The organism is Pseudanabaena sp. Chao 1811 (assembly GCF_027942295.1).
In the GTDB taxonomy this organism is placed as follows: domain Bacteria; phylum Cyanobacteriota; class Cyanobacteriia; order Pseudanabaenales; family Pseudanabaenaceae; genus Pseudanabaena.
This window is the reverse complement of the sequence record NZ_CP101416.1, coordinates 740,261-757,961: the sequence shown is the minus strand read 5'-3', so window position 1 is coordinate 757,961 and position 17,701 is coordinate 740,261. Positions and strand designations below refer to the sequence as shown.

Here is a 17,701-nt window from a genome sequence, read left to right as displayed (position 1 = left end):
TTTTCCTAGCTGAACCTAATGCACCGTATTGCTACTATATCAGGGGGCTGGAACCAGTCCACCGACAGCGTTGTTTTTGTCGATCAGCAACCTGCGCCGATAGTGATTATTACTGCTGCGGATACGGATATCCAAACCCTTGCGGCGGCTACTGCGAACTTACCTGAAGATTTTCCGCAGATTCGGGTGGTGAATGTCTTGCAATTGCAGCAACAAATCGCGATCGATATCTATGATAAAAAGATTTTGGCGATCGCTAAAGTAATGATTTTTAGATTGTTTGGAAGATGTTTTGGTTTTAGTTTTAGCGATCTCAAAAACAAAAAATTATTAAGGAATTGGTGAATAATCAATGATTACAGCAGAAAATAAATGAGACATTTTGACGTTAAGTGAGATGCGATCGCTTGCCACTAAATTAAGCCGTTTGCTCACTTCCCTATCAATAGAGAAATTTAACTAGTAAGTTTTTTGCAAGTATTGGATTATGGAAAACCTTGGTAGTCAGCATAACGAGTCTAATTTAGCCCAACTCCTTACTGACTATGCGGAGGCTCTTAAAGGTTTACCATCTCAATCCAAGTCATCTTATCGGCAAGTTCTCCAAGTATTGCGATCGCGCGATCGCCTCCAAGATGCGCTCTCCCAAGTTGCACAGCTAGATGATGAGCAATTGGTAATATTGGCTGAACTAGACTTAGAACTGAAACAACGCTCAGACATTGTTTGTGATGCTGAAGAGTTGCTGCAATTGCGCCAGAATTTACAGCCGCCAGAATCTTCTTGGTGGTGGTATCTTGAACCAGTTATAGAATCTTCTCAATCCAAGACTTGGTTGGACAAGTTTGATTGGGTATGGAATGTAGGTACAGTAGTTTGTTTGGTGGTTGCAACATCTTTTATTACCCAAACTGCGAAGGCTTTCTCTAATGAAGGTTTTGACTTTTTAGGTACTCTCAGCACAATCGGACAGGGTGCAGGTTTAGCTTTTGTTGCAGGGGGCGCACTTACTGATAAAGGCAAAAAAGCTGTTGAAAGTACTTTGATGAGTATGAAAGTTCCTGCTTCGCTTCATGCTGAAGCTACCTTTGGAGCATCATTGTTATTAATGGGGGCAGCATATGGCATCCATCATAATTTGCCTAAAGTTGGGGATTTTTACTTTGATCAGGCGCAGCAGCATGAAAAAAATGGCGAGTGGTCTCAAGCAGTGCAAAGTTATAAGCGAGCTTTAAACTTTGCCCAAGATGACTATAAATCACAAATTGCTATTGGCTTTTTGTATGAGAAATTAGGTAACTTTGATGAGGCTTTAAAAGTATACAAAAAAGGAGCTTTTTATGGAGTTCCCCAATTTCTAAATGCTCAGGCAAGGGTGATGCTCATGGCAGAGTTGCAAAAGAATAATTGGCAGGGTGGAATTGATGAGCGGATAGTCCGTGAAGCTGAGAGTTTACTTGTCCGTGCTAACAAAGCAATAACTAACCTCAGTCGCGCATCTAACGATCTTAGTCAAGACCCTAGATTATCCGCAGATATTGCGATTAATCAAGCCATTGTGATAATGGCACAGCTTAAATACGAAGAAAATATCAGCGAAAAAACACGAGCTTCATTAAATAGAATTGTTGATAATCTGATCAGTCTTGATAGTTTAATTAAAAAAGAGTCGGCAGAGCAGCAAGACGCTATAACAGTTGCGTCTACCCTAGGATCTAAAAGAACAAAATGTTATTACCAACAGGCTTTTTTCTTTGGCAGAATATCAGACTATTTGAAAGTAAATGGAACCGATCCTTTGATAAACGATCAGAATATACTGGACGACTGTTGGTCTGCACTAAGTTGGGGCACAAAATTTTACATACCATCCGACGTAACTTTGTTCAGAAATTATAAACTTCCAATATCGAATATAGATGTACATTCTGCGTCGGAGATTCGTAATATTATCTCTTTTATGGGTCTGGTTTACTCTTACCGACGAGAGGAAGCAATATCTAAATCTAAATATGGCAATAGAATAGTTTTAATCCAAGATCCTCAGACTTGGGCAGATTTGGCTAATCAGTTGACTCAAGTTATTCAAAATAAGTATGTCAAAAGTAACCAGAAGTATGACCAAGACATTGTTTGGAGATTTTTACTGAATAAAAATGGAGAATTGATCGCATACTTTGCCTATGATGAGAAATCACGGGAACTAGGAAATGCTCAGCCTTTCATTATAGAAGCGCTGGAGAAAAAAACAATCAATACATTAAGTGCAGAATTGGCTCAAGGTGGCAAAATAGAATTTGTTGATTTTAAGGTTTTGATTTCTTCAGAGGGCAAAGTAAAGCATATTCTTCCTTGGGCAATCGCATATCCAAGCAGTGAGAAATATTTTGATCAAATATGTAAGCAAGAAAATTGCAAAAATCTTATCCTTGAATCTCGTGTTAGTTCAGTTTTTAAAAACTATGCACCTGATCTTAATAATCCTTCAGAAATAGGAGTACTACAGTCAATTTTACAGTTAAGCCAAAATTTTCTGGCCATAATGAATGATAAAGGTATTTATTATGAAGAACCTGCTATCTTTAAGCTGAAAGTCTCTGCTGATGGGCAAATCGTTGACTATGAAGCAATTAATCAAGTGGCAATACAAAAACTAGGGAAAAAACTACCTTTAAGACTAACCAATGGTTATGACTTAAAAATACCTCAGTTTCCAGAGTTGGCAAAAGCACCCTATGCTTACTTCAAAATGGAAGTAAGGGGATTACAAATTAAATTTGCGCCTTGGTCAGATCCGAAATAGTTACTTATCCTTAAACATTTACAAGGCTTTCTCTTAGACTCAACTGATTCTATCTGCCTTTGCAATGTACGCTATATAGAAATGCTTATCCTTAATTTAGCTAACTAATGCACCGTATTGCCACTATTTCAGGCGGCTGGAACCAGTCCACCGACAGCGTTGTTTTTGTTGATCAGCAACCTGCACCGATTGTGATCATTACTGCTGCGGATACGGATATCCAAACCCTTGCGGCGGCTACGGCTCAATTGCCTGAAGATTTTCCGCAGATTCGGGTGGTGAATGTCTTGCAATTGCAGCAACAAATCGCGATCGATACCTATGCAGAAGAGGTGTTAGAGCAAGCCAAAGTAATTATTGTCAGATTAATTGGGGGACAGTCTTACTGGAGCTACGGCTTAGAGGTGGTTAAGGAAACTGTGGCAAATACAGGCGCAGTCTTGATCGTATTACCGGGGGATGAGCGTCCCGATCCGAGCTTAACTAGCCATTCGACAACAACGCTAACTTTAGTAAATCAGGCTTGGCAATATTTTATTGAAGCAGGGATTGAGAACTATCAGAATTTATTGAAGTTTGTTGCAAAGGAATTTCTAGAGATAGCGATAGAATATGCAATTCCGCAATCAGTGCCTCGGATTGGGATATTTGAAACTCTCTCCCCCCAGCCCCCTCTCCCATTGGGAGAGGGGGGACGAGTGGCGATTCTTTTTTATCGCGCTCATTATTTGTCAGGAAATACGGGGGCGATCGCAGCTTTATGTAAAGCCTTAACTGAACGTAATCTTACGCCTTTACCGATCTATGTTTCATCCTTAAAAGAACCCGATGTGCAAGCGGAATTAATTCGCTATTGCTTGCCTGAATCTGGTCAAAAAGTTGATGTGATTTTGAATACGACTAGCTTCTCTTTGGCAAGTCTAAAAACGGATACGCCACAGGTTGATCTTTGGGAAGCCTTGAATGTGCCTGTGTTTCAGGTGATTTTTAGTGGTGGACTGAAGAAAACTTGGGTAAATGGTACACAGGGATTGAATCCTCGAGATATGGCGATGAATGTAGTCTTGCCTGAAGTCGATGGCAGAATTATTACAAGGGCAGTTTCTTTTAAAGCAATGCAGGGGCAAAATCTCGCTTTGCAAACGGAAGTATTGACCTATGAACCAGTACGATCACGCATCAACTTTGTGGCGGATCTGGCGGCGAAATGGATCCAGCTAAAGCATACGGATGTAGGCGATCGCAAAATTGCTTTAATCCTTGCTAACTATCCTAATCGTGATGGCAGATTAGCCAATGGAGTCGGGTTAGATACCCCAGCCAGTTGTTTAGAGATTCTTAAAGCTTTGCGAAGTTCAGGCTATAGCGTTGGGGCGATTCCTGAGACTAGCGATGAATTGATGAAGTTGTTAACTACAGGCGTGACTAATGATCGCGAATCCTTTGGAGTACGTCAGGTCTATCAATCGCTATCTTTAGAGGATTATCAAAGCTATTTCCAGAATTTGCCTGAGCCTGTCCAAAATGGAATTCAGACAAGATGGAATCAGCCGAAATGCGAACAAGAATTTGCGATCGCAGGTATGCAATTTGGCAATATTTTTGTCGGTATTCAGCCATCACGGGGCTACGATCTCGAGCCTACGCTCAATTATCATGCACCCGATTTAGAGCCGACCCATGACTATATGGCGTTCTATCATTGGGTGCGCGACAAATTTAACGCCCATGCGATCGCCCATATCGGCAAACATGGCAATCTTGAATGGCTCCCTGGAAAAAGCGTGGCTCTATCGGAAAATTGCTATCCCGAAGCCGCTTTTGGGGCGATGCCACATTTTTATCCCTTTATCGTCAATGACCCTGGGGAAGGTTCTCAAGCAAAAAGGCGATCGCAAGCGGTGATTCTCGATCATCTTACGCCGCCGATGACTCGTGCTGAGTTGTATGGTGGTTTGCAGCAATTGGAAGGCTTGATTGATGAATATTACGAAGCGGAAACCCTCGATCCCTCTCGTTTGGGCATGATCCGCGATCGCCTGATAGATACAATCAAACAGGAAAATCTCTATCACGATCTAGGAATTTCCCTAGACCGTTTAGAGGATTCACTAAATACGATTCTCATGACAGCCGATGGTTATCTATGCGAGATTAAGGAAGCCCAAATTCGTGATGGTTTACATATTTTCGGTCAATGCCCAGAAGGTCGGCAGTTAAGGGATTTAGTCGTAGCGATCGCCCGTAATCCGACGGTTAACCGTTTGGGACTGACGCGAGCGATCGCGCAGGATTGGGGTTTAGATTTCGATCCCTTGACTGCAAATTTAGGTGAGTCACTTCCATCAAGTTCGCATCCACGTTTAGCAAATTCTCGGATTATTGGCGATGCGATTGAAGTTATAGAAGAATATGCGGCAGGGTTGGTGGATGCCCTCACCCCTAGCCCCTCTCCCAAGGAGGGAGAGGGGGACAAGAAAATCAATATTGCTCCCCTTCTCCCCTCATGGGAGAAGGGGTTGGGGGATGAGGGTATTGCAATTCAAACAGAACTAACATGGATTCGCGATCGCCTTTTGCCATCTCTCTACAAAACCAACCAAGAAATTACCAATCTCCTACGCGGACTTAATGGCGAATATGTCCCTAGCGGTGCATCAGGTGCGCCGACAAGGGGCAGACCCGAAGTATTACCCACAGGACGGAATTTCTATTCGGTGGATATTCGCGCCGTGCCGACGGAAACCGCTTGGGATATTGGGCACAAAGCTGCGGATGTGCTGATTGAAACCTATACGCAAGAGCATGGTGAATATCCGCAAACCTTGGGGCTATCCATTTGGGGAACTTCGACAATGCGAACGGGTGGCGATGATCTTGCTGAAGCGCTGGCTTTATTGGGAGTGCAACCTGTTTGGGATGGCGTATCGCGGCGCGTGATTGATTTTGAGATTTTGCCATTATCAATTTTAGGTCGTCCTCGTATTGATGTAACCTTGCGGATTTCAGGATTCTTTAGAGATGCGTTTCCCAATCTCATCGATTTATTTGATAGTGCGGTGAATGCTGTAGCAAATCTCGATGAACCTGCCGATCAGAATCCCTTAGCGGCAAAAGTTCAAGCAGAATCCGCACATTGGCAAAAGGAAGGATTGACTTTAGAACAGGCTGAAGAGCGATCGCGTTATCGGGTATTTGGCTCAAAGCCAAGTGCCTATGGTGCAGGTTTGCAAGGTTTAATCGAGTCGCAAAACTGGGAAAGTGAGCAAGATTTAGCGCGAGCCTATATCAATTGGAGTGCCTATGCCTATACCAGTAAATCCGAGGGTAAATCCGCCCCTGAAGCCTTTAATCAACGGCTCAGTAATATGCAAATCGTGCTGCAAAATCAGGACAATCGCGAGCATGACATTCTCGATTCCGATGATTATTATCAATTTCAGGGGGGGATGACAACGGCTGTCAAATCTATATCTGGTAACGCTCCAGAGGTGTACTTTGGTGATAATTCACGGATGGCTCAGCCCAAGGTTCGTAAATTGAGTGAAGAGATTGCGCGAGTGTATCGATCGCGTGTCGTCAATCCCAAATGGATAGCAGGAGCGATGCGTCATGGGTATAAGGGAGCCTTTGAGATGTCGGCAACTCTTGATTATCTGTTTGCCTATGATGCTACGACTAACTGCGTTTCCGACTTCATGTATGAGGGTGTTGCGGAGGCATATATCTTTAATCCTGAAGTCCAGAATTTCATTAAATCTAGCAATCCTTGGGCGTTGCGAGATATGTCGGAACGCTTGCTAGAAGCGAATCAGCGTGGGATGTGGCAAGATGTGACGGCGGATATGTTGGATCGCTTAAAGGCGATCGCTAATGATGCTGAAGGTGCAATTGAATCTCAAAATGTTTAAATATTGGCTTTAATTGTGGCTGCCTGATCAAGCAATGATTCGGCAAAGGCGATCGCTTGACTCAATGCGCTATCTATCTCACTTTTATCTTTTACCTTTTTACTTTTACCTTGAGATTTGCCTTGAGGTTTATCTTGTTCAAAGCTTTTTCCTGAAGCAATTTGTGCTAACTCTTGCTTGCGTTCCTCTATTTCCAACAGACGAATCTGGACTTGGGTGCGATCGCCAATTACATCTTTACTGACATGAAAATGTCGATCCGCGATCGCCGCAATTAGGGGCTGGTGAGTGACACAGAGAATTTGTGAACTGCGGCTAAGTTGCCAGAGTTGGGTAGCGATCGCTTGGGCAACACGACCTGACACACCCGCATCAATTTCATCAAATACCATCGTGCCAACATGGGCATGACTCATTTCTACATCGATAGTTTGATTGATTTCCTGAGTTTTTTGTTTGACAAAGCAGGTTTTCAACGCTAACAAAAATCGACTCATTTCTCCACCCGATGCTGTTTCTGCTAGCGGTTGCAAGGGTTCGCCGAGGTTAGGGCTAAACTCAAACACAATGCGATCGCTACCTAAAGCTGTGGGTTCCACTGGATAAATGCCAACTTGAAAGCGCACTTTCTCCATCGCCAGCATTTTGAGAGCTTCGATTTGTGCCTGTTCTAAGGCGATCGCGGTCTGTCGCCGCAGTTCTGTAAGCTTTTTGCAAGCTTTGAGTAATGCCTGTAAATCCGCCTCTGCTTTACGTTCTAAGTCTTCAATAGAAATACTTTGATCGGTAAGTTCTGCAAGCTCATTTTGCAACTTTTCGGTATAGGCGATCGCTTCGGGTAATGTGCCGTATTTGCGACAAATTTGTTTGATTTGATTAATTCTTTGCTCAATGGATTCTAATTGCTCAGGATCAGAGTCAAGACGATTGGCATAGTTATTAATTTGTCTTCCTGCCTCTTCTACTTGGGCAAGAGCGCTTGCCACTAGTTCCAAAATCCCTTCGGCTTCGCGGTCTAGTTCTACCATTGATGTGAGAATGGATTCTGCCTGCCCTAATAAATCCGCACAGGCGTTGCCACTATCATTCTGATAAAGTGCCTCGTATACTGCATAGCCTTGCTTTTGCAATTCCACACTATGGGCAAGGCGATTGCGATCACTTTCTAGATTTTCCAATTCATCGGGATCGTCAAGATTAGCCGCTTCAAGCTCTTTGAGTTGGTAGCGCAACATATCTAGATGCTGCAACCGATTACGTTCATTTTGCTGACGATCAAATAAAGCCCTACGAGATCGCTCCTTGATTTCAAATAATTTCGCGACCTTCTGACGTTGTAAGGATAGAGACTGATTGAAAGCTTGATCGCCAAAACTATCTAGCCATTCCCTCTGTTGAGCGGCTTGACTGAGTAAAATTGTCTGACCTTGAGCTGTTATTTCGACTAGGCGATCGCGTAGTTCCTGAATTTGCTGCTTATTTACTACCACCCCATTCACACGGGTACGATTGCTCCGAGCCGTAATTTCGCGACTACAAATTAAAGTGTCAGCATCAAGGGCATCAATTTCCTGTACTTCTAACCATTGGGAGATCGCCTGATTCGTTGAAAATGTTGCCTCGATATTGGCGCGATCAGTACCAGTTCGGAGCATTCTCGCCGAAACTTTGCCCCCTAATGCTGCATCAAGGGCATCTAGCACAATTGACTTCCCTGCCCCAGTTTCGCCTGTGAGAATATTTAGCCCTGCATAAAGCTCCAGTTCTAAGCGATCGATTAGGGCAAAATTTTCAATTTTAAGACTCAGCAGCATAGTTTATTTCTTGATTCCAAAATGTGATTTGCACATTTTGGAATGTTTAGATCGGCAGAGTTTCTCCATTTAAGAGGCGCTTTGAGGCACTCAACAATTCTTCTTCGAGATAGGGCTTAGTGAAGTAGCCTTTTGCTCCAAGCTGAATTGCCGTTTGACGATGGCGATCGGCTCCACGGGAAGTTAACATCGCTACAGGAATATCCTTAAGTCGAGAATCCTTTTGCAATCTGGATAGTAGATCCAATCCATCCATCCGTGGCATTTCAATATCGCAGAAGATCATGTCACAGGGCAGTCCTGCACGCAATTTTTCCCATGCATCCTGACCATCCTTTGCCTGTTCGACACGATAGCCAACTTTGGCAAAGGTTAGCGACAATAGCTCGCGAACTGTAATTGAGTCGTCCACAATTAGTACCGTTGGATCGACAGCTACATCTTCTTCGATCGTTGGCTGAATTGTGATGCCCGAAGCAGAAGGACGGAGTCTGCCACTAGCTATATCAAATAGTTCTAAAACGTTAGCGATCGCCATCACTCGACCATCCCCTAACACCGTTGCTCCTGCAATCCCCGCAGGTTGAGGAATTGGACCCTCTAACTGTTTGATTACGATTTCGTATTCACCAAGGAACTGATCCACCTGTAATGCTAGATAGCTTGTGTCATTACGGAGAATAATGATGCAAAGTTCGTCATTGTCTTGTTTGCCATAGATATTGCTGCGGCTGAGATGTCGGCTGTAGGAAAGCAAATTGGAGAGATGCTGGAATGGCAAAATTGTATCGCGCCAAGGTAAGCATGGTTGACCTTTCTCATTCAGTACAATCTGACTTTGGGGAACTTCCACCATGTCCTCGAAACCATCCACAGGGAAGGCAATTCTGGCGCGATCGCTAATGCAGAACATCGCCTTAGAAATACTGAGGGTCAATGGTAAGCGAATGGTAAAGGTTGTCCCCTTACCAACTATCGACTCCACAATAATTACGCCACGAATGTCATCTAGACAGGTTTTAACCACATCGAGACCAACACCACGACCTTTAAATTCATCGGCTTGGGCTGCAGTACTAAAGCCAGCTTCAAAGAGCAAGCTATAAACCTCAGTATCATTGAGGCGATCGACTTCTGATTGAGAACGGATACCCTTAGCCACGGCACTCTTCTTTACCTTGTCGGTACTAATCCCCGCACCATCATCACTAATCGAAATTACGGTTTGGTTACCTTGGTGATAGGCTCTGACTGTGAGTTTACCAGTTGCAGATTTACCCGCAGCTTGACGAGTAACAGGATCTTCTAAACCGTGATCGATCGCATTATTGACAAGGTGAGTAAGCGGATCTGTGAGAGATTCCAAAATTGCCTTATCGATCAAGGTCTCACGTCCATAGATTTCCAATTCCGCCTGCTTGCCAGTCTTGAGTGCGCGATCGCGAATACCTCTAGGCAAGCGATCGGCAATCTGGGCAAAGGGAACCATGCGTGATTGTTTCAAATCATCCTGAACTTGAGTCGTAATCGTGCCTAACTGACGAGTTACCTGATCCGTCTCACCAACCACAAACTCAATGTCAGAAGCAGACTCACGCACTCTGACAATTAGCTCAATAATTTCCTGTGATAGAACGTGGAAAGTGTTGTAACGGTCAAATTCAATGCCTTCAAAATCGCTACTGACATTACTACTCGAAGTTGCTCCATCGGTAGAACTAGAATAGCCAGCATCAAAGCTACTATAGGAACGTCCACGACCTGCGGTTAATGATGCTTCTAACAAGGAACGATCATACTGATCACGCATCCTTTGAGACACATCGCTGAGCAGTTGTACTTGATGTAATAGATTAGTAATAAACTGCTGTAAGCGTTCCTGCTCCTGCTCTAACAAGTTCCGATTAACTACGAGTTCCCCAACTAGGTTATTCAAACTATCAAGATACTTAACATCGACCCGCATGGTTGAATCCGTCAACCTTTGCTTGCGTGGGGCTGCAGGAGGACGTGTGGGTGTTTTAGTCTTGATAGGTCCGACATCTTTAGCAAATGCCGATTGCAACATATTTTCCAACTCATCAAAGTCGTCAGTTGTCTTGTTGTTGGCAATTGCCGTAAGAGTGTCACCTTCGTCTTTGGTTGCTGTCGCAGTCTTAGCTGTTATATCAAAGCTACCACTATCACCTAATAGAGCTTCTAGTTCATCAAAGTTCATATCGTCGGCATCACTAGATTGATGACCATTGCTCTGATTAAGATCTGTCAATTGGCTGGTAAATTCTCCATTAGCCGACTCATTTGGCTCATTTGGTAAATTACTCGAATTACCAATCATTGCTTCTAAATCATCAAAGTCAAAGTTGTCATCGATACCATTTAGCTCTTCTGATGGTGATTGATTGTCAATTGCTAAGCTTTGGTTATCAAAATCTTCCGACATCTCTATATCATCCATATCAGAGACTTCTAAACCAGCACCATTTAGATCCGTCAACTCGTTAAATTCTCCGAAGTCCAAAGCTTCATTATCTTCATTGACACTAAAGTCATCATTATTAATTAATGATGTGGATGAGTTAATGTCAGTATTGTCTAAGTCATCGTCAGCTTGGAAAAAATCTACCAAACTATCAATAGTGCTATTAGCTGTAATATCCTCCTCTTGAACATCAAAATCTAGATCATCTTGAATAGTTGTTAGAGAGTCATCTATTGAGGTCTGAGATACTAGACTATTAACTGCATTTGCCAAATTATTATTTTCTAAATCATCTAGTCCATCGAAATTGATGTCATTATCTTGGCTAAGATCTTGACTAGGCGATCGCGTTTCTTGAAAGTCAAAATCATCACCAAAAGTATTGATGTCATTCTCTAGTATCGTCAGATCGTCTTCCTTGGCATTAGTAAATAAATTGACTAAATTGTCGTCATTTTCTGAAGAGCTAGTTTGATCAATTTGATTAAACAACTCGTCCTCTATCTCTTCTAGAGAATTAGAGTCTTTATCTAAATCAATAAACTCATCATTAAGTTCTAAATCTAAATTAGATTCCAAAGAAGATATAGAGTCATTCAATTCGTCTTCTATATCAACGATATTCTGCTCATCACTAGTACTTAAATCACTCCAGTTATCATCAATGAAATCTTCTGCTAAGTTTTCAGGAGATTCCGAAGCAGCAAAGAAATCAGCTAATTCATTTGTATTGTCTAGACCTTGAGAAAATTCCTCGCCATAGTTTTCATCGGTATTAGCGCTGTGATCTGTGTCTGCATCTTCTCCATCAAAGAAATCACCAAATCCATCTAGTCCGTCAAGATTGCCTACTTCATTACTAAGACTGGTTACAAGATCTGGTTCTGCCGCATCACCAAAAAAGTCACCTAACTCATCAGTATTCTCAAGATTGTAGATCGATTCTTCACTATCTGTAGAAGCAGATTTAGTCTCAGCAGATTCTACTTCATGACTAAAGAAATCACCTAACTCATCAGCAATATTAATTGTTGGATCAATGCCATCGTCATCAAAGTCTGAGAAATCATCGGTTAAATCATTTGTAATCACTTCCGCATGATCACCATTTTCAACTTCTAGAGAATCAGCAAACAAACCATCGACTTCATCATTACCATTGACTGCATCAGCATCTATAAACTCGTCAAAGTTTGCCTCAAAGTTGTCTGAAGCAGGAAAACTTAAATCTTCATTTAAGTCAGAATCACTATTGCTAGAAATTGGTTGATTTGCCAATTCGTCAATATTATCTAGATTATCTAAGAAATTTTGCTCATCATTACTACGATCTGTGGGTGTGGCAATTTCTTCCTCAAATTCATCATTATCGAAACCTAGCTCATCAAATATATTTAAGCCTGATGTATCACTAGTATCGAAGTCTTCACTGCTCGATATTATTGGCGAGTTATTGTCTATATCAATTTCTTCAGAAAAATCCTTGGAAAAGATATCTCCACTAGAACTGCTAACGTCACTATCTGTAATATTTGCTGGTGTATCTAGAAAATCCATATCAAGATTGTCACTGATCGCAAAGGGATCTTCTAGTAACGCCATGCTTTCTTCAGAAACAGTTAAGGCAAATGGCTCACTGGGTTCTTCGATTCCATAGAAATCGTCAGAGGTTGGGTTAGATATTTCATTTTCTTGTCTTTCTATCTCAGCAAAATATTCTTCACTAGAGAGTGAGTCAAAATCTCCCTGAGATGTGAGTAAATCTTCGCCTGTTGGCTGATCAGCAAGTTGATCGAAACCTTCAGTAAAGTCAATTTCATCAACATTTATACTGGGACTCTCACTCTCACTAATTTGATCAATGATCTCAATACCTAGATCAAAATCATCAAAACCCTGATCTATGGAATCATCGACAATTAATTCTTTGTCTAATTCGTCATCAATTAGTGCATCCAAACTTACTGGAGCATTCTCAGCCTCTAATTGAGAATCGGAACCAGTGATATCAATATCATCTGGGAACAAGTTCTGATCTTCGGGAAATAAACCTTGAGAAGATTCGCCGATTGCGTTTAAGTTGTCTGTTTTTTCATCGGCAGAAAAATCTCCAAACAATTGAGCAATGCTAGATTCTTCTATTCCCAGATCTGTGGCAGCATCACTTTGAAGATTGTTTGAAGTGTTTTCGAGTAGATCGGCAAACTCATCCTGATTATTATTTGTGGTTTGTTCAGAGCCATGATTAGAGATACTAGTTTCGTTAGACTTGATATCTTCCCAAGCGGAGTCGAAATCAATATCATCATTCTCAAATAGAACTGCTAGGGATTTTAATTCTGATGCTCCAACCTTAGGCCCGTCAATATGTTGGTTTTCAGTGATTTCATATTCACTATCCATCCAATCCATTTGATCGATTTGCTCTTGGGGAAGTTCTAATAAATCGAATTCTTCTTCACTGCTGTAGTTAGCAATGTCATCAGAATCGGCAAATAGATCAACAATATCGGCACTGGAGGCTTGTTGCTCCATTGGCTCAATTAGGTTTAAATCTTGGGATTCTTCACTTTCTGCAACTTGGAAATCTTCGATAAATGCATCATCTTGAATATTGCCAGATGCCGTGGTGAAAATTGTGCTAACCTCATCATCTTCTGAATCAGAAAATCGATAGGGTAATAGGCTTTGAATTTGAGAGGATATGGAAATTTCAGCTTCACGCTTTGCCAAAACTAGATCCTGCGCGTCTTTTAATTCTCTAATTAAAATAGGTGCAAGGGTTCGATAGGAGTTAGTAGGCTGGGCGATCGCATTTTTGACTTGGGTAGCGAGATTAGTCCAATTTCTTAAGTCAAAGTTATTGCCTGTCTCTTGAAAGTAATTGCAAATCTCCTGTAACTGCGATCGGCTTTCTGGAGAATCTCCACCACGAAATAATTGCAACATATCTCGCATTTTAGCCGTAACTTCTTCTTGAAATATTGACTCCAAAGAAGCAAGGGATTTGGTCTTTTCCGCAATCTTACTTGTAGATTGACTAGAAACCTGCGCCGTTTCCTGAGCGTTATTAGATACTAATTGATTGAGATAGGATTCTAATTCTGCAAAAACTGGCTTAACACGATTATTTGTCTCAATGGTTAACTCATCGGATACCTTAAACCCATTTTGGAGTTCGTCCAATAACTCTGCTAGAGGATCAAAACCAGCTAAAAGCAAGCTTTTTAAACGTTCATCAACATTTATTTGAGGATTCTCTTTAAGGATCTTGAAAAAATCCTCCAATCGGTGCGCGACATGCTGGATACTGCCCACGCCAAGCATCGCAGCTCCCCCTTTTATCGAATGAGCCGCACGAAAAAGCTCATTAATTGATTCAGGTTCATCCAATATATCTTGCAAGTTTAATACCCCTTGCTCAATTGTCTGAAGATGTTCACGGGCTTCTTCAATGAAGTAACCCATGATACGCTGCTGTTGTTGTTCCGAGTTCATGACAGAATCCTCTCAAAGATTAGGGTATGAGTAGCTAGCTAGAGGTAAAGTACTAACGACCTCCCGTTGTTTTATCGCCTGAGTCAACGCGGAATCTTTCCACAGAATCCTGTAGACTACGCGCAACACCTACAAGGTTTTGTAGTGAAGCTGATACTCGTTGTGATTCTTGGGATGTTTCTTGGGCGGTTAACTCAACGGATTGCATAACCTGTGATACGGTGCGTGAAGTCTCGGTTTGTTTGACAGTATCTTCAGTAATGGATAGTACTAAAGTTTCAATGCGGTGGGACACTTGAATAATGTCGGTTAGGGATTGGCGAGCTTGTTCAGCACGTTTGGTACCATCGATAACCTGTTGTGTGCCGACTTCCATCGCTTGTTGCACATTACTGGTTTCACTCTGAATTTGCAATACGATTTGTTCGATTTCCTTCGATGCTTTGGCGGCGCGATCAGCGAGCTGGCGAACTTCGTCGGCAACGATCGCAAAACCACGTCCCGCATCACCCGCTCTTGCTGCTTCAATACTGGCGTTAAGTGCGAGTAAGTTAGTACGGGAAGCAATCTGGGAAATTAAACCAACGATCTTAGAAATTTCTTGGGACGACTCACCCAGTCGTTTTACCTTTCGTGTAGTTTCCGCAACCGTTTCGCGAATGTCGAGAATACCAGCTACGGTGCGTTCTACGGCTTCACCACCCTTGATTGCAGTTTCCGATGCGAGTTTTGCCACTTGATCTGCTTCACGGGCGCTTTCTGCTACACGCTGAATCGATTCCGTCATCATTTGTACTGAATTCAAGGTAACGCTTAATTCTTCAGCTTGACGCAATGCGTCCGATGACAAGCTGCGGGCAAATGCTTCATTTTCGCGAGAGCTTTCGTTTACCTGACGCGCCGCGATTTTTACTTGGTTAACAATCTCGCGAAGGTTTTGAATGGTGAGGTTAAAAGAGTCGGCAACTGCTCCGAGTACGTCGGCTGTTACCTCTGCCTGCACCGTTAAGTCACCACGCGCCGCCCCTTCTACGTCGTCTAGTAAGCGAATTACCTGACGTTGGAGATCTTCTTTAGCTTGTTCCTGTTCGGCAGCTTTGCGTTGAGCCTCATTGGTATTCGATACAATCGACTGAATCATGTGGTTAAAGCTTGCGGCTAACCTACCAAAATCATCTTCGCTATAGATAGCGGCGCGGGGAGTCATATCACCACGAATGACGGACTCAAACTGAGATTGTAAGTTCTCAGTCGATTGCTCAATCAGTTTAGAAGAGCGCTTGCCTAAGGCCCAAGCCATTGAGCCACTAGCGATCGCCGCTGCCCCTGCCATCATCCAACCTGTATTTCTTACCTGTTCACGGGTTGAATTATCCTTGATCGAGCCGATCGCAAAGTTTGTTACCACCCCTGCGGCTACCATTGCCACCACCCCTGAGGCGATCGCGGTAATTAGGGTCTTGGTTTTGAGGGGCATGTTATCAAAGGGAGAAAATAAGCCCCCCTGTTCCGATGCCTCAGCTACGACCTCAGTATTTCCCCGTTTTGTGCCTACAGGAGAATTAATCGCGCCTAGACCAAATAGCTCTGCCTCATTGCCAGCCTGATTAAATCTTCCTGCTGCCATGTCTGAGCTAACTACTGCCGTAGTATTGCTGGCACGGACTGAAGTTGCAAAATCTTGACTGCCAAACTCGGACAGCGATCGATCCGATGCCATTTGCGTTGCATCAGAATCACCAAAGGAGTTAGAGAAAGATGATTCACTAATGTCATCAAAATCATCAAATTCATCCATGAAGACAACATCAGTGTCTGAATTCATCCCAGAATTTCCAGTTTTGTAATTAGAATTAAAGCTAGATACGCCAGTTACTTGGGTTTCGGCATTATAGCTGTAATTACCAGACCCATTCATCGAAACATCGGAATTAAAATCTTCAAAATCAAAATTATTGGTGCTACGGCTCTGTCCTCCACTATCATCTGTGGTCCAAGCTCCTTGCATGTATGTTGATGCATTGTAGCTATTGTCATCTTCGTAAGCATATTGCTTATTTCTAAACTCGTCTGCTGATGAGCTAACCATATCCCCTAAGTTATCGTTGTAGCCATCATCGAGATCTAATCTTTCTTTAGCCGCCGCAATCCCACTATGAGCATATTCAAGAATTGAGGTGTCATCGGTTAGGTGCAGAACCTTTTCATATTCACCGATTGAATCCTGATAGCGTTCTAGGGCAAGATTAATATGGGCATGAAGTAACCGATACATAGGCTCGCTAGGGCAGACTTGTACAAGCTCCTGTGTCAATTTGGCAGCTTGGTTGTAGTCTCCCTGCATGTAGGCTAAGGAAGCCTTTTCGTATTCTTTTTGGTGTTGTGTACTTGATGCCATGTGCCTTCTCCTAAAAACCCTAAAATCTCTACCATTTGCTCGAAATCATTTTGAAATCATTTCTACTTAGTATCTGTTGTCTATAGCCATAGGTCGTATGTTCGTACATATTACATAGTCATATAGACCCTATCTACGATGCCCACCGTGCCGATCGCAAAATATTAACTTGATCGAGCAACTTTAAGGGTTCGCTGCCTTCCATTATCCACTCACCTTTGATGAATGGAGCCATACTGTCAGCGCTGTTTCTAGAAACGGTTAACTGTGAAGGATCAAGCCAAGCCATAACACCAATTTGTTCTACTGCTAAACCCAACATCATGCCTTGATCCTCGATCGCAATGATGGAAATTTCAGCCCGATCAGTATTGACGGGAGGTACTTCTCCTAAAAACTGACCAAGATCTCCTACCCAAACTACTCTACCCCGAATATTAACTGTACCTAGCAGTAAGGGTGAGACATTGGGCATGGGGTTGATCCGATCTGGAGCATATTCTAATACCTGACTAACTCCAATTGCAGGCAAGGCAAATTCAATCCCAGAAGCTACAAAAAATCTTAAATGCAGCTCACCTTCTGGTGCTTCGATACCTTGGTCAAAGTCAGTTGCCTGATCTTGTCCGATGCCGGGGAAGAAATCTTGGTTTCCTACCATAATTTGGGAAGCTCTACCTTGCAAAATTGCAACTTTTGATGTCCTGAATTTTATAAGTTTTAAGCTTTAGAAAATCTTAAAATATTGATGTTAACGAACTGACCTTGAATAATCAAGAATTGTTCATGGTTTTC

General features: G+C 42.5%; 7 protein-coding genes. 3 read left to right on the top strand and 4 right to left on the bottom strand.

Annotated elements, in window-relative coordinates; all coding sequences use genetic code 11:
• Positions 1 to 18: 18 nt before the first annotated feature.
• The 3 genes from NMG48_RS03595 (at position 19) to cobN (ending at position 6,714) form a co-directional block, all read left to right on the top strand.
• Positions 19 to 345, top strand: a complete 327-nt coding sequence (locus NMG48_RS03595) for a hypothetical protein (RefSeq protein ID WP_271254020.1) — start codon at positions 19 to 21, stop codon at positions 343 to 345.
• 337 nt (positions 346 to 682) lie between these two features.
• Positions 683 to 2,803: a tetratricopeptide repeat protein gene (locus tag NMG48_RS03590; protein ID WP_271254019.1), complete on the top strand. Its 2,121-nt coding sequence runs from the start codon at positions 683 to 685 to the stop codon at positions 2,801 to 2,803.
• Positions 2,804 to 2,910: 107 nt separating this feature from the next.
• Entirely contained in the window at positions 2,911 to 6,714 is a 3,804-nt protein-coding gene (gene cobN, locus NMG48_RS03585; RefSeq protein WP_271254018.1) for a cobaltochelatase subunit CobN, read from the top strand.
• Here the strand turns inward: cobN and recN are convergent.
• The 4 genes from recN to NMG48_RS03565 form a co-directional block, all read right to left on the bottom strand.
• The gene (gene recN / locus NMG48_RS03580; protein ID WP_271254017.1) at positions 6,711 to 8,528 is read right to left on the bottom strand and encodes a DNA repair protein RecN; all 1,818 of its coding nucleotides are present in this window, start codon (positions 8,526 to 8,528) and stop codon (positions 6,711 to 6,713) included. The genes cobN and recN overlap by 4 nt on opposite strands.
• A gap of 46 nt (positions 8,529 to 8,574) precedes the next feature.
• Positions 8,575 to 14,508, bottom strand: a complete 5,934-nt coding sequence (locus tag NMG48_RS03575) for a hybrid sensor histidine kinase/response regulator (protein ID WP_271254016.1) — start codon at positions 14,506 to 14,508, stop codon at positions 8,575 to 8,577.
• Positions 14,509 to 14,560: 52 nt separating this feature from the next.
• Positions 14,561 to 16,906, bottom strand: a complete 2,346-nt coding sequence (locus NMG48_RS03570) for a methyl-accepting chemotaxis protein (RefSeq protein ID WP_271254015.1) — start codon at positions 16,904 to 16,906, stop codon at positions 14,561 to 14,563.
• A 133-nt stretch (positions 16,907 to 17,039) separates the two neighbouring features.
• Positions 17,040 to 17,567 carry a chemotaxis protein CheW gene (locus tag NMG48_RS03565; RefSeq protein ID WP_126387720.1) on the bottom strand — a complete coding sequence of 176 codons (528 nt, stop codon included), beginning with the start codon at positions 17,565 to 17,567 and terminating at the stop codon, positions 17,040 to 17,042.
• Positions 17,568 to 17,701 lie beyond the last annotated feature (134 nt).

What these genes read in the sequence shown, in the direction of transcription:
- recN (WP_271254017.1), bottom strand. Translation starts at nt 8,528, where the DNA reads ATGCTGCTGAGTCTTAAAATTGAAAATTTTGCCCTAATCGATCGCTTA.
- NMG48_RS03565 (WP_126387720.1), bottom strand. Translation starts at nt 17,567, where the DNA reads ATGGTAGGAAACCAAGATTTCTTCCCCGGCATCGGACAAGATCAGGCA.
- cobN (WP_271254018.1), top strand. Translation starts at nt 2,911, where the DNA reads ATGCACCGTATTGCCACTATTTCAGGCGGCTGGAACCAGTCCACCGAC.
- NMG48_RS03570 (WP_271254015.1), bottom strand. Translation starts at nt 16,906, where the DNA reads ATGGCATCAAGTACACAACACCAAAAAGAATACGAAAAGGCTTCCTTA.
- NMG48_RS03595 (WP_271254020.1), top strand. Translation starts at nt 19, where the DNA reads ATGCACCGTATTGCTACTATATCAGGGGGCTGGAACCAGTCCACCGAC.
- NMG48_RS03575 (WP_271254016.1), bottom strand. Translation starts at nt 14,508, where the DNA reads ATGAACTCGGAACAACAACAGCAGCGTATCATGGGTTACTTCATTGAA.